General features: G+C 43.6%; 21 protein-coding genes and 1 tRNA gene. 8 read left to right on the top strand and 14 right to left on the bottom strand.

Annotation, left to right across the window (positions count from 1 at the left end):
* Positions 1–54 precede the first annotated feature (54 nt).
* Positions 55–125 (top strand) — tRNA-Gln (locus DXN04_RS01625).
* Positions 126–345: 220 nt separating this feature from the next.
* Here DXN04_RS01625 and DXN04_RS01620 read toward each other — a convergent pair.
* The 6 genes from DXN04_RS01620 to DXN04_RS01595 all read right to left on the bottom strand — a co-directional run bounded on the left by DXN04_RS01620 (position 346) and on the right by DXN04_RS01595 (position 5,742).
* On the bottom strand, positions 346–1,038 hold the full coding sequence (locus DXN04_RS01620; RefSeq protein ID WP_116851560.1) for a hypothetical protein: 693 nt from the start codon (positions 1,036–1,038) through the stop codon (positions 346–348).
* Positions 1,039–1,235: 197 nt separating this feature from the next.
* Positions 1,236–1,475 carry a hypothetical protein gene (locus DXN04_RS01615; protein WP_116851559.1) on the bottom strand — a complete coding sequence of 80 codons (240 nt, stop codon included), beginning with the start codon at positions 1,473–1,475 and terminating at the stop codon, positions 1,236–1,238.
* Between the two features lie 339 nt (positions 1,476–1,814).
* On the bottom strand, positions 1,815–2,147 hold the full coding sequence (locus tag DXN04_RS01610) for a hypothetical protein (RefSeq protein WP_116851558.1): 333 nt from the start codon (positions 2,145–2,147) through the stop codon (positions 1,815–1,817).
* 202 nt (positions 2,148–2,349) lie between these two features.
* Positions 2,350–2,925: a hypothetical protein gene (locus tag DXN04_RS01605; protein ID WP_116851557.1), complete on the bottom strand. Its 576-nt coding sequence runs from the start codon at positions 2,923–2,925 to the stop codon at positions 2,350–2,352.
* 338 nt (positions 2,926–3,263) lie between these two features.
* Entirely contained in the window at positions 3,264–4,832 is a 1,569-nt protein-coding gene (locus tag DXN04_RS01600; protein ID WP_116851556.1) for an SMI1/KNR4 family protein, read from the bottom strand.
* Between the two features lie 370 nt (positions 4,833–5,202).
* Positions 5,203–5,742, bottom strand: a complete 540-nt coding sequence (locus tag DXN04_RS01595; RefSeq protein WP_147319811.1) for a hypothetical protein — start codon at positions 5,740–5,742, stop codon at positions 5,203–5,205.
* Between the two features lie 234 nt (positions 5,743–5,976).
* Here DXN04_RS01595 and DXN04_RS01590 point away from each other — a divergent pair, with 234 nt between their 5' ends.
* The gene (locus DXN04_RS01590; protein WP_116851554.1) at positions 5,977–7,323 is read left to right on the top strand and encodes a hypothetical protein; all 1,347 of its coding nucleotides are present in this window, start codon (positions 5,977–5,979) and stop codon (positions 7,321–7,323) included.
* 2 nt (positions 7,324–7,325) lie between these two features.
* On the opposite strand, the gene DXN04_RS01585 is transcribed toward DXN04_RS01590, so the two are convergent.
* Genes DXN04_RS01585 through DXN04_RS01570 form a run of 4 tightly spaced genes read right to left on the bottom strand, consistent with a single transcriptional unit; the run spans position 7,326 to position 9,536 of the window.
* Entirely contained in the window at positions 7,326–7,694 is a 369-nt protein-coding gene (locus DXN04_RS01585) for a DoxX family protein (protein ID WP_116851553.1), read from the bottom strand.
* Positions 7,695–7,750: 56 nt separating this feature from the next.
* A complete protein-coding gene (locus tag DXN04_RS01580; RefSeq protein WP_116851552.1) occupies positions 7,751–8,068 on the bottom strand; it encodes a hypothetical protein in 318 nt (105 codons plus the stop codon).
* A complete protein-coding gene (locus DXN04_RS01575; RefSeq protein WP_116851551.1) occupies positions 8,068–8,901 on the bottom strand; it encodes a hypothetical protein in 834 nt (277 codons plus the stop codon). Before DXN04_RS01575 ends, DXN04_RS01580 begins: the two co-directional genes overlap by 1 nt.
* Positions 8,902–8,906: 5 nt before the next feature.
* Positions 8,907–9,536 carry a YiiX family permuted papain-like enzyme gene (locus tag DXN04_RS01570; RefSeq protein ID WP_116851550.1) on the bottom strand — a complete coding sequence of 210 codons (630 nt, stop codon included), beginning with the start codon at positions 9,534–9,536 and terminating at the stop codon, positions 8,907–8,909.
* A 461-nt stretch (positions 9,537–9,997) separates the two neighbouring features.
* Here DXN04_RS01570 and DXN04_RS01560 point away from each other — a divergent pair, with 461 nt between their 5' ends.
* From DXN04_RS01560 to DXN04_RS01545, 4 genes are all read left to right on the top strand, one after another.
* Positions 9,998–10,813, top strand: a complete 816-nt coding sequence (locus tag DXN04_RS01560) for an ATP/GTP-binding protein (RefSeq protein ID WP_116851548.1) — start codon at positions 9,998–10,000, stop codon at positions 10,811–10,813.
* A 90-nt stretch (positions 10,814–10,903) separates the two neighbouring features.
* Positions 10,904–12,433 (top strand): TROVE domain-containing protein, encoded by a 1,530-nt coding sequence (locus DXN04_RS01555; RefSeq protein WP_116851547.1) that lies wholly within the window; start codon positions 10,904–10,906, stop codon positions 12,431–12,433.
* Between the two features lie 267 nt (positions 12,434–12,700).
* Positions 12,701–12,895 carry a hypothetical protein gene (locus DXN04_RS01550; RefSeq protein ID WP_116851546.1) on the top strand — a complete coding sequence of 65 codons (195 nt, stop codon included), beginning with the start codon at positions 12,701–12,703 and terminating at the stop codon, positions 12,893–12,895.
* A 10-nt stretch (positions 12,896–12,905) separates the two neighbouring features.
* On the top strand, positions 12,906–13,538 hold the full coding sequence (locus DXN04_RS01545) for a hypothetical protein (protein ID WP_116852394.1): 633 nt from the start codon (positions 12,906–12,908) through the stop codon (positions 13,536–13,538).
* A gap of 135 nt (positions 13,539–13,673) precedes the next feature.
* On the opposite strand, the gene DXN04_RS01540 is transcribed toward DXN04_RS01545, so the two are convergent.
* Both DXN04_RS01540 and DXN04_RS01535 read right to left on the bottom strand, forming a co-directional pair.
* Positions 13,674–14,414: an SDR family oxidoreductase gene (locus tag DXN04_RS01540; protein ID WP_116851545.1), complete on the bottom strand. Its 741-nt coding sequence runs from the start codon at positions 14,412–14,414 to the stop codon at positions 13,674–13,676.
* Positions 14,415–14,510: 96 nt separating this feature from the next.
* Positions 14,511–15,134 (bottom strand): hypothetical protein, encoded by a 624-nt coding sequence (locus tag DXN04_RS01535; RefSeq protein WP_116851544.1) that lies wholly within the window; start codon positions 15,132–15,134, stop codon positions 14,511–14,513.
* A gap of 96 nt (positions 15,135–15,230) precedes the next feature.
* Between DXN04_RS01535 and DXN04_RS01530 the strand changes: the two genes are divergently transcribed.
* On the top strand, positions 15,231–15,524 hold the full coding sequence (locus DXN04_RS01530) for an ArsR/SmtB family transcription factor (RefSeq protein ID WP_116851543.1): 294 nt from the start codon (positions 15,231–15,233) through the stop codon (positions 15,522–15,524).
* A gap of 45 nt (positions 15,525–15,569) precedes the next feature.
* Here the strand turns inward: DXN04_RS01530 and DXN04_RS01525 are convergent, their stop codons facing one another.
* Positions 15,570–17,774, bottom strand: a complete 2,205-nt coding sequence (locus tag DXN04_RS01525; protein ID WP_116851542.1) for a GH92 family glycosyl hydrolase — start codon at positions 17,772–17,774, stop codon at positions 15,570–15,572.
* 241 nt (positions 17,775–18,015) lie between these two features.
* Between DXN04_RS01525 and DXN04_RS01520 the strand changes: the two genes are divergently transcribed.
* Positions 18,016–18,855: a hypothetical protein gene (locus tag DXN04_RS01520; RefSeq protein WP_147319810.1), complete on the top strand. Its 840-nt coding sequence runs from the start codon at positions 18,016–18,018 to the stop codon at positions 18,853–18,855.
* 52 nt (positions 18,856–18,907) lie between these two features.
* On the opposite strand, the gene DXN04_RS01515 is transcribed toward DXN04_RS01520, so the two are convergent.
* Positions 18,908–21,172, bottom strand: a complete 2,265-nt coding sequence (locus tag DXN04_RS01515; RefSeq protein WP_116851540.1) for a glycoside hydrolase family 78 protein — start codon at positions 21,170–21,172, stop codon at positions 18,908–18,910.
* Between the last annotated feature and the right edge of the window lie 20 nt (positions 21,173–21,192).

Raw genomic sequence — 21,192 nt, 5'->3', positions numbered from 1 at the left:
TGCTTTTTGTTAAAGAAAGTTATAATTTTGCCGTCCCGAACGACAAATAACTATTGCCTGATAGTATAACGGTAGTACGACAGACTCTGACTCTGTTTGTCTTGGTTCGAATCCAGGTCAGGCAACCCGAAAAAACGAATCTTTTTTAAACCGCTGAAGAATTCATTCTCAGTGGTTTTTTTTTAGATGCTAACCGCTCAAAAAGTCGAATATTCGATTTTAAATACTCCCTTTAATTTTGTGTTCGCAGGAATTGAATAAATACCTCTATCAGGATTATTGCCCTTAACTCTTACTCCACCGGAATCAATATTTATAAAATAGGGGCTTAACCGGGATTATACATTATTCAATGGCGAGTCTTTCTATCAGTTGCATATCCCACATATCCCTCGTACTGAATTTAAATGAGGGTAATTCCCTGAGTGTACCTTCCCTGAGATCTACCCCTGCTATGACACCCATGTCCAAGGAGGCAGTTACTTCCAGAAAGGCAATAAAGTCTTCTATATCGTGAATGGTTTCTTCATTTTTTAATCCTGCAAGTAATGCTTTCACTTCTTCACTAGTGATCCAGCCTGTTACGCCCATTCCTTCAGCAGTGAAGATGCCTGGGTTATTCATACTTAATTCACATATGATCTCATAGCTCAGACCCTTGGGGTTGATTCCCGGCACACGATGTATAGCAGCAGATTTTCCTAAGCGGAAGTATGGCACATAGTCAGCGCAATGAGAGAACACGACATACTCAAAGAAGGCAGACAGGTGATAGGTCCATGGAAGGGTATTCAGAAATGGATACCATTCCTTGTGGATCACTTCCATAAATGGGAGATACTCCAGCCGGTAGCCTTTGAGCTGGTTGAACACGGTTACCAGTTCAGCTAATGGAATATCGCATTTTCCTTTGATACAGGTTTGTTCATACTTTGTATAATAAGCCTGAATATCTCCCTGCTGACCTTTGAGCAGCGGAACAGTGTCAGTATAGAAGCGCTTATCATCAAATAGGTGTAGGGTATGCCATTGGCCCATGGTTCACAATTTTGTATTCGATCAACTACATTAATAACCTTAATATACAATTCTACGCTTAAAACATTATCCACCGAAGAAAACTCATTTAGCGTCAGGTACAAAAAAGATCTCACTTTTTGACATGCGGAAGTTTATCAGATCATCACGGACCAAATAATTCCTTTTCCCTCATAAAAAGTTATCCTCTTTCATCTCTACTCCAATACATAGTTAAGTTTCTTAACAGCCACCCGGTGTGCCCCAAGGTAGTTTATGGCTTCAACAGATACTTCAGCTACGCAATAGTCTTCACCCGAAAAATAGTTTTCCGTTGGCGGATCAAAAGAATTTATTACCCTTTCTTTCATAGCCGTTTTATCCGGGTGGCCTGCAGGATATATGGTGGTGTTTTCGAAACTGAAAACATCATCTTCCGATAAAATCAGATTTTCCAATTTGAAATTAACGTCCCACCTAGCCGGCAGTTAGTGGAGAAATGATTAATTGCATCTAAGGTTTCATGAATGGTCTTGTTCTTGAAGAACTCTTTTTTCTCTTCGGCGTAAATAGATTATAACATTGATATCTTCCCTGATAATTCCTCCTGCTGGTGACTGGGGAAAATGAAAACAATCGTTTTCACCTTCCCCAATCAGCTATTCCCCCTCCTCCAGGACCACAATATTTAAATCCGTCTCCTTATCATGCTTGTTATCGGCATATAGATCAGGATATTCGTTAAACCCCAAAGATTCCGGAATCATTTCTGAATGGCCCATTTTTAAAAATAAAAACTATTTATTGTCTGTCTTTACAACATTGACCATAATAAAACCGGCTTTGATCCCAAAACAAAAAAACCAGATGTTTTTTAAAGATTTCAGAGCGAACAATTCAAAATTTTCTGCTTCTTTTATCATCTCAATTTGACCTTTCTCTCCTAAGTGCTTTATTTCCTCTATTTTTAATTGTTTTACCCACAATGTAGTGGCCTCTGATAAGTTTTTTGATTCCACCTGACTAATATAGGTACCTCCTCTAAACTGCATTAAAAATGTATATAACTCCATAATGTATAAATTAATTACTTCCTTTTGCTCTTTAGCTGTAATTTTCACCAGTTTCATCCATTTTTTTTGATGCTGAACCTGGTTTTTCAGTTTATCTAACTCCTTCTTGTCTTGTTTTGATTCTTTCGGTTTACTGTTTAATACTTCATATTCGGCTTTAAGCGCTTCATATTTTTCCCTTGCAGCCTCTTTAGCTTTCTGATTTGCATGTTGTCCATTTTTACCTTCCCCATGTTTTGGAATTGCTTCATCTCCTTCCTTAGCAAATAAAAGTCTTGAAACAAGGAAATGGAAAATCAGGGTTTAATTCCTGGATTTTTGCCGCTTTAACATAATTGGTATTATTTACTACAGTGTTATCCTGACTAGCGGGGTTCCCTGGAGCAATAGTTGGTTGGAATCCATTGATGGTTTCCAATTGTAAAGACGAAAGAACGTCTTGTATAAATATATAAAAATCGGTTTTCTTTATAGGCAGTTTATCTACACTTAGTGTTTGCAACTCATCAGGTGTACCTTTTACCTGTTTTACTCCACTTTTTTCATCTACCATGTTGAACATGTCATCAAATAATACATCATTCAAATATGCTTTAGGTTTAGATAAATTTTCATCTGGATCTTTAGAAATTAATTGCTCATATTCACTGGTAGTAAATGATGTGGCCAATATAGAATTACCATCAATTCCTGCGTGAACGGCGTTAACTACGCCGAAAGAGCCAAATGCTTCAACTATTGCAGACAGCATGCTGTTGCTGGTAGCGTTTGAAGTGTTCGCAGCTATGCTTTTGTAAAATGCTTTCGCTCCAATTTGAATTGTATCTCCTGCCATTACACGTAATACAATTGAAGGACCTGGAGACAGGTTCAAAATTGTGGCATGGTATTGTTTTCTTTCGTTAAATACAGGGTGTTTGTTTATTATAAGATTGTGGTTTAAAATTCGAAAAAAAAGAGCTTTTTACTGTTTTACACCTTTATCACAACTAGCTGATTATCAAATACGATTCAAATCACATTCAGGCAACAAGCTAAAAAGCCGCTTTAATAGCGGCTTATTCTTTTTTATACCTTCTTTTAATTTATACCTTCTTTTAAGTTTCCTGGTTTTAATAAACATTGCCCAAAAACATTGCCACCCAACAATTACACACTGCAAATAATATTTCATCACATCCAACTCCCCTTGCCTGCCCCATTGGTATAATCCAGCTCATTCGCCAGCACACTCGCCGCAATAAATTCCAAAAACTTCAGCTTCTTAGCCGAAGCCGGTGCAAAACAACCACCAGCCTCCGCGCCATATTGCAAAGTATCCACCCACACTTCACCCTCAAACACCCCGTTCATAATCAGCAACAAAGGATCCTGTGAAGCCGCATACCCAAACTCAAAACACCCATCATTCATCTTTGCGCCAGCCGGCAAACCAAACATCTCCTTCATATCATCGTCCTTATCCAGAATACCCACCTCCTTCCACTCCTCATCATCAGGTTCCACCCAGGCATTCAGTTCCCACCAGTGACAAATATCATGCACCTTATCTTCCGTCACCGGAAACGGCTTCCGCGCATTTTCCAAATCCTCCTTTTTATCAATCAACCATTTAAGATCAATCCCTCCATAACAAAAATACCCTTTACCACCTTCCCCTATTTCCATGAGGTATACCTTCAACTCATCCGGTAAACGAATGTCATTGTCTTTCTCAAATTGCAGCACCGCCTCTGGTGACCACGGCTGCAACGCAAACCGTTCCTCCTTAAAGTTTTCTTTCACCTTAATCCTGTCCTTCTGGTACATCTTATGGAATAGACAGGAAACCATCCGCTGTTTTATCAGGTTCAGTACATCCGCATGCTGTATTACAAGCGGATGCCCCGGGTTGATAAACTTGTTGACAACCTTTTCCTGCTCCGATTTTATCATTCCCATAAATGCTGCCTGCGCTTTTTGGGCCTCTTCATCCTTTACAGCCTGCCATGTCAAAAATCCTTCATCCTTCTTCAGGTCCTGGAAATCCGGATAGTCTTCATCCCATGCCAGGGCTTCCCGAATAATGGGATAGGCTTCCTGCGGGCGATTCAGTTTCAGCAGGAGCCGCACCTTGGTGTCTTTGATATAAGATAGTTTCTTCCAATTTGCATGCTGGTACCCTTTTTCCACTACCGCCAAAGCAGTTTCCAGTTTTTCAGGATCCTGCTCCCGCTCGTAAGTAAACCAACCGATCTGGTTAGCATATAGCACATACATTTCCTGCTCCCATCGCATTAACTGCCTGTCATGGGGGAAGCGCTGCATACAGTGCGCCGCCTGGGCCAGCAGGAATGGCAGGTACTTACTTTTCATTTGAGGATCATTGGGGGCGTGAACAGCAATATTCCAGGCCATAAACTTCCAGTTTTCCAGTACCGTTTGAATCGTACTTTCATAAAGCAGGTCGGTGTTCTCAGGAATGTTATAGGAAACATTGCCATTTTCATTTTCCTCGATCTGCTGGGGTTCGTCTTCAGGGTCAGCAAGGTTTACAAGCAAAATCCGGCTATTCGTTGCCAAGGGTTCCTGCGTGGGAAACTCCATTGGCAACATGGGGATCATCTGATCACAACCTGCAATGACCTGCTCCATTAAGCGTTCATTGAATTGACCTGCGGAAAAAAGGGTTTCGAGTTCATTCATTGCTTTGCGGGCAGTTACATAGAGGCGCTTAAAGGCCTTAATACTATTGGGTTGCATTCCAGGGTTTTTAGGGATACTGATTTAATGGGGCACAAAATAGAATTTTAGTTTTAATTCATTGCCTGTTTTTAATGCCCATAATTAATCCTTACATCACAAACAGAATAATTAAAACCCTCAACTTCTAAAAGCTGATCAGACTGATTTTCGATGAGAATATTAAGCCTCCTGTATTTTATAAATTTTGCTCCTTTGAGATATGCCACATAGGATAAGGCAATAGGGCTGCGTTTCTATTGACAATTCATGATATCCCGTAAAAAAAAAACAGATATAACTGAGCATAATAAACTGAAATAGTTGGACAGCACATTGACTGCCCGGAATCTTATTCCAAATTTATATATGCCTGATCAATTATTTCTGATTATTCTAACCTCATCTCCCTGACCGTCTCATTCCCGGCCAAATCCACCGCACCCACTACCACCATCCCTCCTGCCGGCAAACTACCCGCCACATAATACCAATCCACCCCATTCCTCCCCAATACCGCCTTTCCCCTTTCCAATTGCACACCAGCTGCATCAAACACACGTACATCCACCTCCGCTACCCTGAATTCATCCTTCGCCCTTACCACCACAGTCGTATCTTCAAATCGAATTTGCTGCACTTCCGGAGCATTATAAGCATCCTTTATTGCCATATTATAAGCATTCTGTCCAGGACCCGCTTTCGATTTATAATATGCCTTCAACTCCGGATCCTTCAGGATCTCCTTTGCATAAGCTGCCGCTGCCTGCATCCTATACCGGGCTTCCAGCTGCTTTTGTGTCGGTTTCTTTTTAGACCGGCCACGCTTCTTCGCCATTATAATCTGGCCATTTCGCTCATAAATCGTGATCTGACCGCCCAGACTACCGCGGACGAGTTGGAGAAGTATATTGTCTTTAACAATTGCCATAACAAACAATTTTGGGGTTATAATCAATATTAAACATTCTTACCGAACTATAGCGTAGCATTAATACCAATTGAGTACTAATACTTTACTTTAAGTACACTATAAGTGCACCTCAATATCCAATCGATATATAGATATACTTCTGGTGTACTTATAGTACCCTTAAATTGAGCTTATGGATATATGGTTTGACTATTGACTAGTAAAATTGTTCTCTTTGATTATTTTTATCGAATGAATATCATCCCTCAGCTGAAAGAACTGGCAGAAAGATATGACGTTGATGAAATGGATAAACTGGTAGAAGGCCTTTCATCAACCGAACTGGAAGAATATAAGGACGAGATTATAGGTGCCTATGATATGATTTATTCATATGGTGTATATGACCTGGACTGCGACAAAGTAAGCAACCCGGAAGACTTTATCTTTTACCTGCTCGGTATCATCGACTCCATCCAGCGTTTCTACCCCGATCAGATGTACTACCAGGAAAGAGGCTATTGTTACCAGCAGCTGGCCGATCGTGCAGCCGCATATGAGGATAAGGTCCGCTACATCCAGGAAGCCATCCATATTTACTACCTCGCACCGCAAACGACTGACATTCAAATGTCGATGATCGGGGCGCTGACAGATAAAATGATCATCACCCAACAATTTACTACTGAAGCATTCACAGAATTACTCTATTATTTCAGACCGGTACTAAACGATACCTCCTTTATCCGTTCATTGATCCACCTGTGCTTCAGGGTCCGCGCACTTCCCTTTGCACAGAATCACTACTGGCATCAACGCTTATTGCGCGAGTTCGAAGCTGCCATGTACCTGGCAGCAGAAAAGCAGCCACTCGTTTACCTGGACTGGGCAGAGACTTACCACTACATCCTCTTCCACGACATGAATGATATAGATGCGGATTACAAAGATCAAATGGCAGATCAGACAGCCTCCCTGCTGCAAACTCTCGAAAGTTATAATACACAGGATCCTGAACTGCTGAACCGACTCGGCAAGGCATTTGCCGATACCGCCCAAAGGCTTAAAGAACAGGACCTGAAACTGGCCTATTACTGGCTTTCAGTAGAGTTCTTTACCAAAGGACATGAACAGCAACCTGCTTCCTGGACCTTTCCCGTATATGCCACCAATTCACTGCTGGACATCGCGCAACTCTATCATGAGCAGGGTGCTTATGAAAAACTGATCAATACCTTTGAACATGGTCTCCAGCTCTTCTCACAGGTATATAAGCACGAAGAAGATTTTCAACTCAACCTTTACTGGGGCAATTTCCTGGTGAAATATACCGAACTCGCATACGATTTTAAATCTCCCTCCATCAACCACCTTGCAGAAGAAAAACTGCAACTCTCTGCAGTGCTGGGCAGAAATTACTATTCACATCCTTACCTATCAATGGCAAGGCTGGCAATAAAATCAGGCGATAAAGAAAAATGTGTGCAAGTCCTGCTGCAATGCAGAGAGGCAATCCGCTCTACCGGGTACACGGCCTATGACCTGGAAGAAGCGCTGAGAGATGAGGACTTCAGGGAAGTATGGAGCCTGTTGCAATAAAACTAAAGCCTTCTGTCTGCAGGCCTGAAATACCAGGATACCACAGTCAGAATTGCAAAAATCAGGGGGGCTATGAAGTGTGCAAAAGAGTCACCCGAGGCAATGTGAGAAATAACGGCACCCGTCATGGCAAAGAAGAAGCCAGCATATGCCCATTCTTTTACCAGCGGGAAACGGGGAAGCAGAATAGTAATGACACCCAATACTTTCCACACCCCCAGGATGGTCATAAAATAAAGCGGATAACCCAGGTGGATAATGCCATCCACATTGTCTTTCTGACGAAAAATCTGCGCTAATCCCCCTACAAACATGAATAAGGCCAGGATAATGGTAGCTGTCCAGTAAATAATGTTATTGCGTTTTGTCATTATGTAGCTATTTGACTACAAATATATGCGTAGCTATTTAACTACACAAGTTTTATTTAGAAAATTTTCAGATCATCTTTATAGGCTTTCTTGTAGAGGGTGATAATTTTTTCGAGAATGACCGCACGCTCTTCTGTGCTGATAACAGTATTGTCATCCCAATGCGCAATTGTTTCAGGGTTAATGACAGCAAACCGTGCAGCTATTTCGCATAGCAGGGCACGGTCATTTTCCTGGTAAAAGAGGGTTTCTCCCCGGTAGAGGATCAGTAATCCATACTTATTACCATCTTCTTCGTAGCGGTATGCCCGCTGATCGCTTTTTAGTTCATCGATAGTTGCTTTTGTTGCCTTTGAATAGGTTCTTTTGCTCATTATGTAGTTTTATACAGGTACCATCCATTCCCTATTTCTTTCAACATGATTAATCGGTTTGGGTTCATTTCAGGCAGATCTTTTTTATTTGCAGCGTAAAGATAACCAACTGTATTGTCAAGCATGCCACCAATTGTGAAGCTCAGGCAATTGCCACCTACTTCATAATCATCATACCGTACTCCAACTATGAATAATTTATGATAATCTGGTTTAAGTTTTTCAATCATCCTGGTACTCCCGTCTTCATTTATTTTTATTGTCTTCAACTCTTCTAATGCAGTATTTTTTATCCTCTCAAATTCCGCTTTGTGCTCTTCAAAATGTTTGATAAGATCACGATCCATAGCAAGCACCAATCTTGAATTGCCAAGTTGAAACGCATAATCTTCTTTTGATTCGAAACGACCTTTTTTAATCGCTTCTTCTACCTGTTGGGGAGTCAGGTGTTCCATTTCCTTCAGCGCCTCTGCTATGATCCCGGTCATAGCCAGTCCCCTGACGGCGTTAATTTTCCATACAGTGTCCTTTTCAAAATGCAGGTAAATGTCTTCTCCTTTTCCTGATGGGGTTAAGGCTGTCATTGCGACTACCGCTGTATTTTCTTTTTGTTCCAGTAAGGTGAATTTTGTCGTCAGACTATCAGCCAGGTCATTGCCACTGAAATCACCTTTATATTCCCCGGTAGAAAATTTCTTTACATCCGGAAATCCTTTTTTACCAAACACACTTTGTGCCACATCCAGGGGAGTGTCTGTCTTAAATACATTTTTGGGATGACTGTTGCAGGCTACTAACAAGATTGTAGCCAGTAGTGAGGATAAACGTATCATAGGTATTACTTGTTAATAATTGTTTCTAAGAGTTCGCTTTCAAATATTGACTGTGGAGAAATGACTGTTTCATTTTCGGGAATCTTATTTCCATATCGTTCCTTCATTTTTGCTTTTACGATCTCACTGCTAAGATCGAAATCACCTAATTTTTCCAGTTTTCCTATCTCTATTCCTGTGGCCCGCTGGTATACTTTCCAGATAAGCTCCGAGCAATAGATCCGTTCATCACTCCATTCGAAAGTGAGATCGTAATTTTTACCGGCGAAGGTTTCCCCCACCTGTTTCATTTTTAATAATTTATCGGCAGTGAGTACTTTATCCGCATTCTTCAGTCGTTTAATCACATAATGGCCTCCCTTTCCCCGTGCAATCCACTTATCCAGCGGGGTCCGCTTTACCGGCTGCACTGCTTCGAAAACAAAGTATTTATTCCCTTCTTTATAGATGATTCCACAATGAGAGTATTTGGATTTTGTGGCTAACTGAATAGCTTTACTTTGCGCTGATGCAGAAGTCTGAAAAATCAGGTCTCCGCTTTGAATATCAGGGGGATTTACAAGTCGCTTCCTGGCTTTTACACCAATGAGCAGGGTTAAAACCAACAGGGTAATGATTAGTATTCCTTTTTTCATATATATTGTCCATACAAGGTAGCAGTTTTTAGACAAACGGTTTATGCATAATTTTTGCAATCCTCTTTCTTTTTGTTCTTATATTGGTTAACAACCCGTTTTCGTCTTTCGCGACCACACCACCGGGAGACGAGGTATCCAAAAAGTACTGCGCCGGCTGCCATGGCGATCAAATGCAGGGTGGTGTCGCTACCGCACTGATCAAAACTAACTGGAAATCTGGGGGTGACAGGCCCCTGTTTCCGCGATGGAAAAACAACCTGCTTGTGACCGCCCTGAATACGAAGAAGTAAGACGACTGGTGATCGATCAGGATAAGGTGACTGAACAGGGAGATCCTGCTTAAAGGATATGGCCAGGTGAGACGTGTAAAGATAGGACCCGATGTAGCCTTATATGAGATCATCCATAAGCCCGGATGCACTGTTACGAATTATGCCACGTTGATAAAAAACACAATTATGAAAACAACCTTTATTGCGATCGCAATCATCTTTACACATGTATCATTATTTGCTCAGCATTCGCTGGAAAAGTTATGGCAGACGGATACCCTGCTTCTTACTCCGGAATCTGCCCTGCTTGCTGCAGACGGAAAATTCCTGTATGTGTCCAACATCGGTAGCAAAGAGGCCAACACCGGGTTTATCAGCAAGGTAGGCCTGGATGGTAAAATTATTACGCGGGACTGGGTAACCGGCCTGAATGCCACCAAAGGGATGGGCTTATACAAAGGAATGCTTTACGCCGCAGAACTGACTGACGTAGCAGTGATTGATGTAAAAACGGGGACCATTGTGCGCAGAATTCCTATCGAAGGGGCAAAGATGCTGAACGATATTACAGTAGATGCCAAAGGCATCGTATATGTAAGTGATTCCAGGGCCAATAATATCCACAAAATTGAAAACGGGGTGCCGGCTGTTTACCTCGAGGATATGGACAATGCCAATGGTGTGCTGGCAGCAGGCACCTCATTATATGCACTGACCAATGGAAAATTGCAGAAGATTGATGCACAAAAAAATAAGACCATAGTTGCAGAAGGAATGGAAAGCGGCACAGACGGAATTGTACAGGTAAAGGAAAATGAATTCGTGATCAGTTGCTGGCAGGGAATTATCTATTACGTAAAGGCAGATGGCTCCAAACAGGTAATGCTGGATACCCGTGAGCAAAAAAGTAATACAGCCGATATCTGGTATAATGCGGCGACCCACACATTATATGTACCTACCTTTTTTAAGAATACCATTGTCGCATATCAACTGAAATAATCTTTTTTTTCGAAAGATTTATGTGCGCAAAAAAACTGCGCACATGCGTCCAATCTTTGTATTGTTAATCACAAACGAAAAAAAACGGTTATGAGATTCAATACATCAAAGAAGGACGTATCCGCCACTGTAAACTACGAAGGTGCAAAGGCTTATACCCTGACACCCGAGCTGGAACTGTATAGTGCTGTTGTTACAGCTTCTTTACATGACCAGTTTTATGAAGGGAGTGCGGAGCGCCTGGAGCGGATCCGTGCGCTGATCAAAAAGAATGATCCTCAATTCGTAGCACGCCTGGCGGTGTATACCCGCGAGAAGATGTACCTGCGCAGCATTCCATTGGTGCTGGCTGTAGAGCTGGCGAAGGTGCATACAGGTAATGGACTGGTGAGCAATATGGTGAACAGGGTAGTGCAGCGTGCAGATGAAATCACTGAGCTGCTGGCATTCTATACCCTGTCAAATGAACGGAAAGAGACAAAGAAATTACATCGCCTGAGTAAGCAGATTCAGAAAGGACTGTCATTGGCCTTTAACAAGTTCGATGAATATCAGTTCGCAAAATATAACCGCGCAGCGGCAGTAACACTGAAAGATGCCCTGTTTATCGTACATCCTAAACCTAAGGATGACGACCAGCAACTCCTGTTCGACAAGATTGCGCAGGATGCATTGCAGGTACCCTATACCTGGGAAACAACCCTGACAGCTACCGGTCAGGTACAATACTCCGACGCAAGTGACAGGCAAAAGGCCTTTCGCCATGCGTGGGAACAGTTGGTCGAGTCGAATATGCTGGGCTATATGGCGCTGATCCGTAATCTGCGTAATATATTGCAGGCGGATGTGGATAACAGGATTATCAACAAAGTATGCGCACAGCTGTCCGATGAAAAGGCGGTATTGCATTCAAAGCAATTACCTTTCCGGTTCCTGTCTGCATACCGTGAACTGAAGCAGGTAAAGCATAAGAGAACGGATGATGTAATGAAAGCGCTGGAAGCGGCGATAAAGATTTCGGTACAACACCTGCAGGGATTTGATCAGGATACACGGGTAGTGATTGCCTGCGATGTATCAGGGTCTATGCAGACACCAGTGTCTGCACGTAGTGTGGTAAGGTACTATGATATTGGATTGCTGCTGGGTATGTTGCTGCAGCATAAGTGTGAGAATGTGGTAACAGGGATGTTTGGTGATAAGTGGAAGGTGGTTGATTTTCCTAAGAAGCATATACTGGAGAATGTAGATGCATTTTATCAGAGAGAAGGAGAGGTTGGGTATAGTACGAATGGATACCTGGTATTGGCTGACCTGATTAAGAGCGGACGAATTGTTGATAAGGTGATGATGTTTACAGACTGCCAGATGTGGGATAGTACTACGGGAAATCAGCGTGAAAAGAATACGCTGGCGGAGCAGTGGAAAAGGTACAGATATATGGCCCCACAGGCGAAGTTGTATTTATTTGATTTGGCGGGATATGGCAAAACACCGGTGGATGTGAGAGGAGATGGCGTTTATTTGATTGCCGGGTGGAGTGATAAGGTGTTTGAGATTTTGGCGGCGATGGAGAAAGGAGTGGATGCAGTGGAGCATATTAAGGCCTTGAGTTTTTAAAGTTTGATTTTGGAAAAATAGTCGAGTGAAGGTGTCGTTATAATGGGTTACTTCTACTCTATTAAGTAAAAAAATACACCCTTATGCTTGTTGCCCTTGGCTTAACGGGAGCCCGTCTTTGGACGGGCTTTTTTTGTTTTGAGAATGAGAGATGCAGAGTGATAATACGCAGTGTGGTGGCGGTTTTTATTTGTTTTTTAAGTGAGGAAATGCGTAAATTTGGAGGGTAGAAATTTTATTTTTTTTCACGCTTAAAAATTTAAAAGTATGTATGGAGGTTATGCAGAATACAAAAGGCATATGCAAATTTTGAAAGAGCAGCGCGAGCGGATTATTAATGATCCGGAATATAGGAAACGGTTAAGGGAAGAATCCGGAATTGAAGAAATTGCCAGTCAAATGACCGAAGAACTTTGGCGGATTGCAGATGCTAAATATGGTTATAAAAGAAATAAATCTTAAACGCAAGCACATGAACAATTCGGGTATCATTTATTCGTCTGATCAAGGACTGTTATTAGGTTTCCATGGATGTGACAAATCTATCAGAGACAAAATTATCAATGGTCAAATTATGATGAAAGCCAGTCATAATAATTATGACTGGCTTGGATCAGGAATGTATTTTTGGCAAAATAATCATGCAAGAGCAATTGATTTTGCGCAGAATCCTCCGGGGAAGGGAAAAATAGAGCATCCAGCTGTACTGGGAGCTGCTTTTAGCCTCGGGAACTGTCTTGATCTAACTGATAAATTTTATATTGATAGAGTCAGGGATTCTTATTCTAATTTATTATTAACCCTGAATGAGACAAACACTCCTTTGCCCAAAAACAAGCCAGCAAAGGGATCTACTAATCCAAATGATAAAATATTAAGAGGATTAGACTGTAGTGTTATTGAAACATTACATTGCGAATTAAGGGAGAAAGGAGAAATTCCCTTTGACACAGTCCGCTGCGTTTTCATAGAAGGCAATCCCATCTACGAAGACTCCGGCTTCTACGACCAGACTCATATACAGGTCTGCATCCGCAATCCAAACTGTATCAAAGGGTTCTTCCTCCCAAGATCAGAAGATGACAACTGGTCTAATGCAGCTTAAAAAAGCTTCTATAATTTATTAATGCGTAAAATTTAACCCTATTTAGATTCACCAATCAATAACGCTATCACATAACCCTCTTGGCAAACCCGCAATTACGCAATTATACCATTACCCAATTCCCCAACTACACCATTACGCCATCCCCCCATTCGCGCCAATATTCTGCCCACTGATCCACTTCGCATCATCACTCACCAAAAACGCTACCACCTTCGCAATATCCTCCGGCTCCCCTATCCTGTTAAAAGCCGAAAGCGCCGCTAACCTATCCAATGCCTCCTGCGTTTTTCCTGTTAAAAACAGCTCTGTATTAGTTGGACCAGGAGACACCACATTTACATTAATCCCCCTCGCACCTACCTCCTTCGCAAACACACGCGTCATCTGCTCCACCGCTCCCTTGGTAGCCACATAAGGTCCATAAGTTGGTAATAATAACCGCGTTGTAGAAGAAGAAAAATTGATAATCGTACCATTATCGGCGAGCCTTGTAGCAGCTTCGCGCATCGTATTAAAAGTACCCTTGACATTGATTGCAAACTGCCTGTCAAAGTCCTCATCAGTTGTGTCCTTGATTAATTTATAGAGCAATATGCCCGCATTATTCACCAGCACATCTATCCTGCCATATTGTGCGATCACCGCATCGAACATCCTCTTTACTTCGTCAGATTTACTTACATCCGCCTGAATAGCCATTGCCTGTGCACCCAGGGCTTCGATAGCTGCTACCGTCTTATCAGCAGCTTCCTTATTACCTGCATAGTTCACCGCTACTGTCGCACCTTCCGAAGCCAGCTTTTGTGCGATTGCCGCACCGATTCCCCTGGATGCCCCTGTTACTAAGATTATTTTTCCTGTGAGCGTTTTCATATTTCCTTTGTTTTATGTTGATAAAGCAAAGGTCATACTTACGCACATAGAAAAATTGCAAATATTAAAGGAAGGGATGTAAAATTCTAAGAATGCCTATTTCAGAACTCCCTGCTCCGTCACCATCTCAAATACCTCATCCAGCTTATCATTAAACCACTCCTGCTCATCCTCCGTAAATGCCCTGCAATACAGCATCTCTTCCTGCAGCGCCTGCAACTTCTCATCTACCTGTCTATGCCCGAAATAAGCCGATTTTCCTAACTTCAGTTTATCCAGCCACTGCTTAACAGTGCTTGTCTTATTGACCGTTTTCATCACCGACTCTTCAAATTCAAACCTCAGCATCTCACAGACACCGGGCTGCATGACCAGGGCATACTCGTCAGTATTCAGCTGCAAAATATCATAGCCCCCCGGTTGCAGCAATAATGGCTTCTGTCCCTTGAACAGCAGCTCCATCTGCCCGCTCAGGATCTCCTGGATGACCGTCCTGGGAGAATCCTCTGTCACTATTACCAATACAGGCTGTTTTATAAAGAATAACACTCTCAACATGGCGAATCCATCCATGTTCCGCTCCTGGTAGAGCATATTCACATAATTGGACTTATGTAAATAGGGCTTGGCAAACCGTTTTACAAACGGGCAATATTTAATAGGGATTACCTCTCTGATTCTGAAATTTTCGACCGGGGTTACGGCTAGTCTATAATGCATGGGGTAAGGTTTAACTGATCTGTTATAAAGTTCTCCTTATTTGCTGAATTGATACGACAGTATGATAAAATCGCTATTTTCCGATACCTTTGCAGTATGGAACACGTGGAAGTATTCAAAGCATTATCCAACAAAGCAAGGCTTCAGATATTACAATGGCTGAAAGACCCGACTAAGAATTTTCCGGCAGAGGGTTGCTGCGAAAATGGCGTATGTGTAGGACAAATCCAACTTAAAATGGGGGTTACGCAATCGACTGCCTCTGAGTATTTGTCGCTTTTACAACGAACAGGACTGCTGACGGTGACCAGACAGGGACAGTGGACATATTACAAAAGAAATGAAGATGCTATCAGGGAATTGGGAAAACTGATCCTGGAGGACCTGTAATGATATTAAAAAGGCCATCCCTGGGGGATGGCCTTTTTAAAACAGCTATTCTGCTGATTTATAATTAATTGAAGAAGGCGGCGCTGCCTGCTCACCACTTCCCCACTGCTTATTCGGTGCCGCTCCCAGATCCAGCTCCAATACGCCCCCTTTCAACAACTCCTGATGCGTAAACCAGGGCTTATTCAACACCTTCCCATCCAACTTCGCCCCCTGAATATACTTATTCTCCCCTGAACTCTTAGGCGCATTCACCGTAAATACCTTTCCATTCTCCAGCTGAATGGTCACCTGCGTAAATACCGGGCTACCAATATTATACTGAGGAATACCCGGCGTAACAGGACAGAATCCCATCATGGAAAACACCACAAACGCCGTCATACCACCCCCGTCTTCATCGCCCGGAATCCCAAACAGGTTATCCGTATACCAGGTATCCAGCAGCATCCGGATGCGCTTCTGCGTCTTCCAGGGTGCCCCCAGGTAATTGTACAGGTAAGGAATATGGAAACTAGGCTCATTGCCCATCACAAACTGTCCTACCAGGCCCGTAGCATCCGGGAAAGTATACCAGAGCTGGTATTTACTCCTGCCGAGCCCTTCACGGAACAGCTCATCCAGCTTCGCCTCTGCTGCCGCAGGACCGCCCATCAGACCGAATAAGCCTGACAGGTCATGCTTTACATCCCAGTTATAGGTATAAGCATTGTTCTCTGTGAAATAATCACGACCGCCCTGACCACCGGAAAATTTAGGATCAAATGGCTCGATCCAGTTACCCGCAGAATCCTTTGGCCACATAAAGCCCTTGTCTGCACGGAATACGTTCTTATAGTTAGCCGCACGCTTCAGGAACAGGGGTACGTCCTCTTTTTTACCTGCCGGTACTGCCAATTGTGCAATACACCAGTCGTCAAAGCTATTCTCCAGGGTTACCGCTACGGATTGCCTGCGCTCAAAATCATGCACTTCATTTACCCACTCTTTCTCTCCAGGTCTCAGGGCCGGCATATATCCATGGGTATTATAAAATGCGTCCAGCACGGTAGCAGGACCATTCCTCCAGGGTAGCAGGGTTGCTTCCAGGGCATTCTTTTTCAAGCCCTCATAAGCCTTGGCTACATCGAAATTATGTACCCCTTTGAACCAGGCATCCGCCATCCATGCCGCCGCATGATTGCCCGTCATACATGGCATATCGCCGGTTACAACTGCAAATGAAGGTATCCAGCCTCCCTGCTCATACATCTGGATATAAGAACTGATCTTATCTGCCTCCACCGAAGGGTGTAAGAGGGTCTGTAATGGCTCCAGGGCTATGTAGGTATCCCAGAGCCAGTTATCCGCATAAAAAGGCTTATCAGAATTATGTACCTGGTGATCGTAAGCACTGTAATACTTACCGTACTCGTTGATATTGATCATACGCTCATAAGTCCGGTACAGGGAAGTATAAAATACTCTCTTCTGTGCAGGCGTACCACCTTTTACATTGATCTGGCCCAGGACCTTATCCCATGCCTTAAAAGCCTTGTCCTTCAGGGCATCAAAGTTCCAGTCAGGGATTTCTTTTTGCAGGTTGATTTTCGCCTGCTCAATACTTACAAAAGACACTCCATACTTCACCGCTGTTTCTGCCGGCACTTCTGCCAGTAATATCTTTTGACCTTCTTTATCTAAAGTTTGCACACCCACTATTGGTGTGCTCAGCTCTGCATAAAAGTAAGCTGCCATGCCGTGGAATTGCTCGGTACCGGTGATCACCTGTTTGCCGGTAGCTTCGATAGTGCCTTTACCATTCAAAGGCTGGAAACGGAGGTAATGCTTCTCCTTTCCCTGAAAATGAAATTTGAAATAACCGCTGCGTGCTGCAGGTGTAAATTCTACCTGGTCTGCATCGTCCAGGAAAGTGCTGTAGTAGTAAGGCGTAGTACGCTCCCGGTCCCATACACGGGGTGCAAAATAATCGTTGCCGGAAACCGGCATCATGCCAAAGAGACTTTCCTGCCTGTGCGAAGCAATCGTGAGCGGGAAGTTATGAATGCGGTCATCCAGCTGATCCTTGCGGATGGGGAATACCCTTACCATACTGTTAGGCAGATGAACGGTAGGGCGGGTGGGCTCCAGTATGATGCCCACACTGCCGATGGTGGGATCTACATAGTTGACATTGCTGTTTGTACTTTGTCCTCGTGCAAATGGGGAGGCGAATAGCGCCATACCCAGTAGCAGCCTGTTTAGTTGCATATCGTTCTATTTTTGAGAGGACTAAAAATATAAAAAATATCCGGTCACCCTCATTAAATGAGGATGACCGGGAAAAGGGAAACCGGCAGGCATTATTCGTAGTCTTTGGGAGGCGGATTAGTCGTTCGGATGAAGATTTTTTTTGAAGGTTAATCTTTGGAGTGAAGGCTGCCGGACTGGTAAAAGTAGCCATGCAGACCGGATTGGTCCGATCCTCAGAAAATTATCGTAGTATCGTAGTATGAGATTGCTACCGATATTACTGCTTATTAATCTGCCTGTGATGGCCCAGACACCTGAGGTGTTAGGAAAAGTGAAATCAGACAAAGTAGATGAAGCCTCTGGGCTGGCAGCCAGCGCAACCTTGCCTGGCTACTACTGGACGCACAATGACAGTGGAGGAAAGAATGAAGTATACCTGTTGGATAGCAAGGGGAAACTGGTAAGCAGTGTGAAACTGAAAGGTGCTGTAAACAGGGACTGGGAGGACATTGCGGAGAACATCGGCCCAGGAGCTAAGCATTATGTATATGTGGGGGATATTGGGAATAACCTGAAATTGAAAATAGCCATGCAAATTTACCGGTTTGCTGCCCCATTGAAAGTGCCCGATGAAAAAGCGACCGTGCATGCTGATGCGCTATTTATCAAATTCCCTGATGGACCGAGAGATGCAGAGTCGCTCATGGTTGATCCGATTGGCAAGTGTTTTTATGTGGTAAGTAAAAGAGAGAAACAGGTGAGCCTGTATAAGGTGCCTGCGCAATATTTCAACTTTACGGACCAGCAGCAGGTGACGATGGAAAAGGTACTGACTTTGCCCTATACCTGGATCACTGCAGGAGATATTTCACAGAATGGAGAGCACATTGTGATTAAAGACAAAACACATATTTACTACTGGCGGCGGAAAGGGAATGAGGCGATTGAGGTGACGATGGCAAGGCCGGCAACCTTGTTGCCATATGTACCGGAGAAACAGGGAGAAGGATTGACGATCAGTGTGGATAATAAGGGGTATCTGACGATTAGTGAGGGGAAGAAGCCTGATTTATTTTTCTATCCGCATATATTTAAATAAACGTCATTTTGTGCTGATGCCGTAAGCATCAGCACAAAATGTTCTGCTCTTTTTAGATCGTCAATTTATGTTTGCCAGCTTGTAAGAGTTGGTCTTCCTTACCTTGTAAGCGTAAGGTGGCTGTTGTATTAGCAGGTACTTCCACTTCGAGAACGACCTGTTTTCCTACACGCTTCCAGGCAGAAACAATCTTGCCATACCTGCACTGGTAGTCGGCTTTCGCAAATGTAAGCTGAGATACAAATAAAGGTTGTATAAAGAAATGCTTAAACCCGGGTGCTGCTTCGTCCGGGCGGATGCCTGCCAATGTTTTATAGAACCATGCACAATAATCACCAAAGAAGATATGATTGTGGGTGTATTGCCCCGGCCAGTCTTCAAAGAGCGTAGTGGCCCCATGTGCGATCCAATGTGCCCAGCCTGCATATCCTGTATCTGTCAGCATTTTCATGGCCAGTTCTACATGCCCGTTGTCACTCAGTGAAGGCAATACGTATTTGGTTCCTAATACACCGAAATCAGCATGATAATGATTGTCGCTAATCTTCTTTGCCAGTTGCGCTACAGTCTTATTCAGTGCGGGTTCCGGCACCAGCTTGTGGTAGATGGTTGTACTGAGTGCTGTAGCTGTTGTGACGTTGTACTGCATGGTTTGCGGATCATAATACTCCTTGTTAAAGGCAGTACTGATCTTTTCGGCTAATGCAGCATAAGCAACAGCATCTTCGTTTTTACCTAATATACGCGCCATTTTTGATACCAGTACCGCATCTGTATAGTAACAAGCGGTAGATGTAAATGGTACGGGAGTTTCTACGATTGACATCCAGTCGCCCAGCCCCTTTTTGAAGATGTAATTCTCTGCTCCGCTGGTGAGCAAATCCGTATATTTTTTTATAGCATCATAGTTCTCCCTCATCGTGGCAGTGTCACCTTCATAGAGGTACAAATACCAGGTGATGATAGGCAGTGCACTTCCCCATGCAGGTCCAAAGGTGTAATCCCTGCTATCGGAGCCCCAGCCATTGGATGGCACGATACCCGGTATAGCACCATTGGGGGCCTGTGCATCGCGGATGTCATTCAGCCATTTGCGATAGCCTGATGCAGATTTGTAATTCCACAGGCCGATCTCTGCAGAGATATGTGCATCTGCCGTCCAGCCGTTCTTTTCACGCTGCGGACAGTCGGTAGGTATGCTGAGGAAATTGCTCCTGTAAGACTGGCGTGCAGCTTCATACAGTTTATTGATCATCGGGTCGGAGCTGGTGAAATGACCGGCTTCTTCAAAGCCGGTGCTGTAAAATAAGCCTTCCAGTGAGGTTTTATCCAGCTTCACATCGGCAGTAGTTTTTACTGACACATACTGGAATCCGTGGTAGGTAAACTGTGGTGTGAATGTTTCGGTTCCTGCACCGCCTTTCAGGATATAAATATCCGTCTGGAAAGGTAGTTCACCCGGCCAGCTTCGCATGTGCTCTGTATTATGCGCGAGGTCGATCTTACCGTCTTTCAGCACTTCCCTGTAGGAAAGAGTCACTTTCGTACCTGCGGCTCCTTTTACTTTTAAGGTGACTACGCCGGCAAAGTTCTGCCCCATATCAAAGAGATATTCATCTTTACTCACCTGTTTTACACTGACTGGTTTGATGCGGCGGATAATCTTAATAGAAGGCATTTCCTGTGGTACCAGGATGCCTCCGGGAGAATTGGTTTCAAGGGCTGGCTGCCAGCTGGCATCATTATAAGCCAGCTTATTCCAACCCGGCAGTTCTGCCCGTGCATCATAGATCTCGCCGGTATACAGGTTATTGTATTGGCTGGGACCTGTCGTACATTTCCAGCTGCGATCAGTGACGATTGTTTCCTTGCTGCCATCTTTGTAAGTCAACAGGATGTTGATGAGCATGCGGGGTGTATTGCGCCAGGGTGCTTTGTGAAATTCCCATACCGCATGGGATTGAACATTATACCAACCATTGCCCAGTTCGGCCGCCACTACGTTGTCACCACTGGCCAGCAGGGCGGTAATGTCGTAGGTGTTGTACAGTAGTCTTTTGTCATAGCGGGTATAGCCCTGTTCCAACACCGCATCGGTAACAGGCTTTCCGTTTACATACAATATGTGATACCCTACGCCCGAAACGTAAGCCACTGCTCTTTGCAATGGCTTACCCGTGTGAAACACTTTCCTGAAGAAAGGTGCTTTTGTGGCAGTGGTATCTGTGGTATTCGTGATCCAGCTACCTGACCAGTTGACCTGAGCATACAGGAAACCGGGCAGACAGCAGAGCAGGCAAAATAAAATACGTTGCAAGGTGTCTATTTTAAGGTGAA

The sequence above is a fragment of the Chitinophaga silvisoli genome, assembly GCF_003412465.1.
GTDB classification, from domain to species: domain Bacteria; phylum Bacteroidota; class Bacteroidia; order Chitinophagales; family Chitinophagaceae; genus Chitinophaga; species Chitinophaga silvisoli.
This window is presented reverse-complemented; position numbering and strand designations above follow the sequence as displayed.

Coding starts and splice junctions, on each gene's coding strand:
- DXN04_RS01580 (WP_116851552.1), bottom strand. CDS start 8,068: ATGAGCAAAAGAACCTATTCAAAGGCAACAAAAGCAACTATCGATGAA.
- DXN04_RS01525 (WP_116851542.1), bottom strand. CDS start 17,774: ATGCAACTAAACAGGCTGCTACTGGGTATGGCGCTATTCGCCTCCCCA.
- DXN04_RS01535 (WP_116851544.1), bottom strand. CDS start 15,134: ATGCATTATAGACTAGCCGTAACCCCGGTCGAAAATTTCAGAATCAGA.
- DXN04_RS01575 (WP_116851551.1), bottom strand. CDS start 8,901: ATGATACGTTTATCCTCACTACTGGCTACAATCTTGTTAGTAGCCTGC.
- DXN04_RS01610 (WP_116851558.1), bottom strand. CDS start 2,147: ATGAAACTGGTGAAAATTACAGCTAAAGAGCAAAAGGAAGTAATTAAT.
- DXN04_RS01605 (WP_116851557.1), bottom strand. CDS start 2,925: ATGGCAGGAGATACAATTCAAATTGGAGCGAAAGCATTTTACAAAAGC.
- DXN04_RS01520 (WP_147319810.1), top strand. CDS start 18,016: ATGAGATTGCTACCGATATTACTGCTTATTAATCTGCCTGTGATGGCC.
- DXN04_RS01550 (WP_116851546.1), top strand. CDS start 12,701: ATGTATGGAGGTTATGCAGAATACAAAAGGCATATGCAAATTTTGAAA.
- DXN04_RS01600 (WP_116851556.1), bottom strand. CDS start 4,832: ATGCAACCCAATAGTATTAAGGCCTTTAAGCGCCTCTATGTAACTGCC.
- DXN04_RS01590 (WP_116851554.1), top strand. CDS start 5,977: ATGAATATCATCCCTCAGCTGAAAGAACTGGCAGAAAGATATGACGTT.
- DXN04_RS01530 (WP_116851543.1), top strand. CDS start 15,231: ATGGAACACGTGGAAGTATTCAAAGCATTATCCAACAAAGCAAGGCTT.
- DXN04_RS01570 (WP_116851550.1), bottom strand. CDS start 9,536: ATGAAAAAAGGAATACTAATCATTACCCTGTTGGTTTTAACCCTGCTC.
- DXN04_RS01595 (WP_147319811.1), bottom strand. CDS start 5,742: ATGGCAATTGTTAAAGACAATATACTTCTCCAACTCGTCCGCGGTAGT.
- DXN04_RS01585 (WP_116851553.1), bottom strand. CDS start 7,694: ATGACAAAACGCAATAACATTATTTACTGGACAGCTACCATTATCCTG.
- DXN04_RS01545 (WP_116852394.1), top strand. CDS start 12,906: ATGAACAATTCGGGTATCATTTATTCGTCTGATCAAGGACTGTTATTA.
- DXN04_RS01560 (WP_116851548.1), top strand. CDS start 9,998: ATGAAAACAACCTTTATTGCGATCGCAATCATCTTTACACATGTATCA.
- DXN04_RS01555 (WP_116851547.1), top strand. CDS start 10,904: ATGAGATTCAATACATCAAAGAAGGACGTATCCGCCACTGTAAACTAC.
- DXN04_RS01540 (WP_116851545.1), bottom strand. CDS start 14,414: ATGAAAACGCTCACAGGAAAAATAATCTTAGTAACAGGGGCATCCAGG.
- DXN04_RS01620 (WP_116851560.1), bottom strand. CDS start 1,038: ATGGGCCAATGGCATACCCTACACCTATTTGATGATAAGCGCTTCTAT.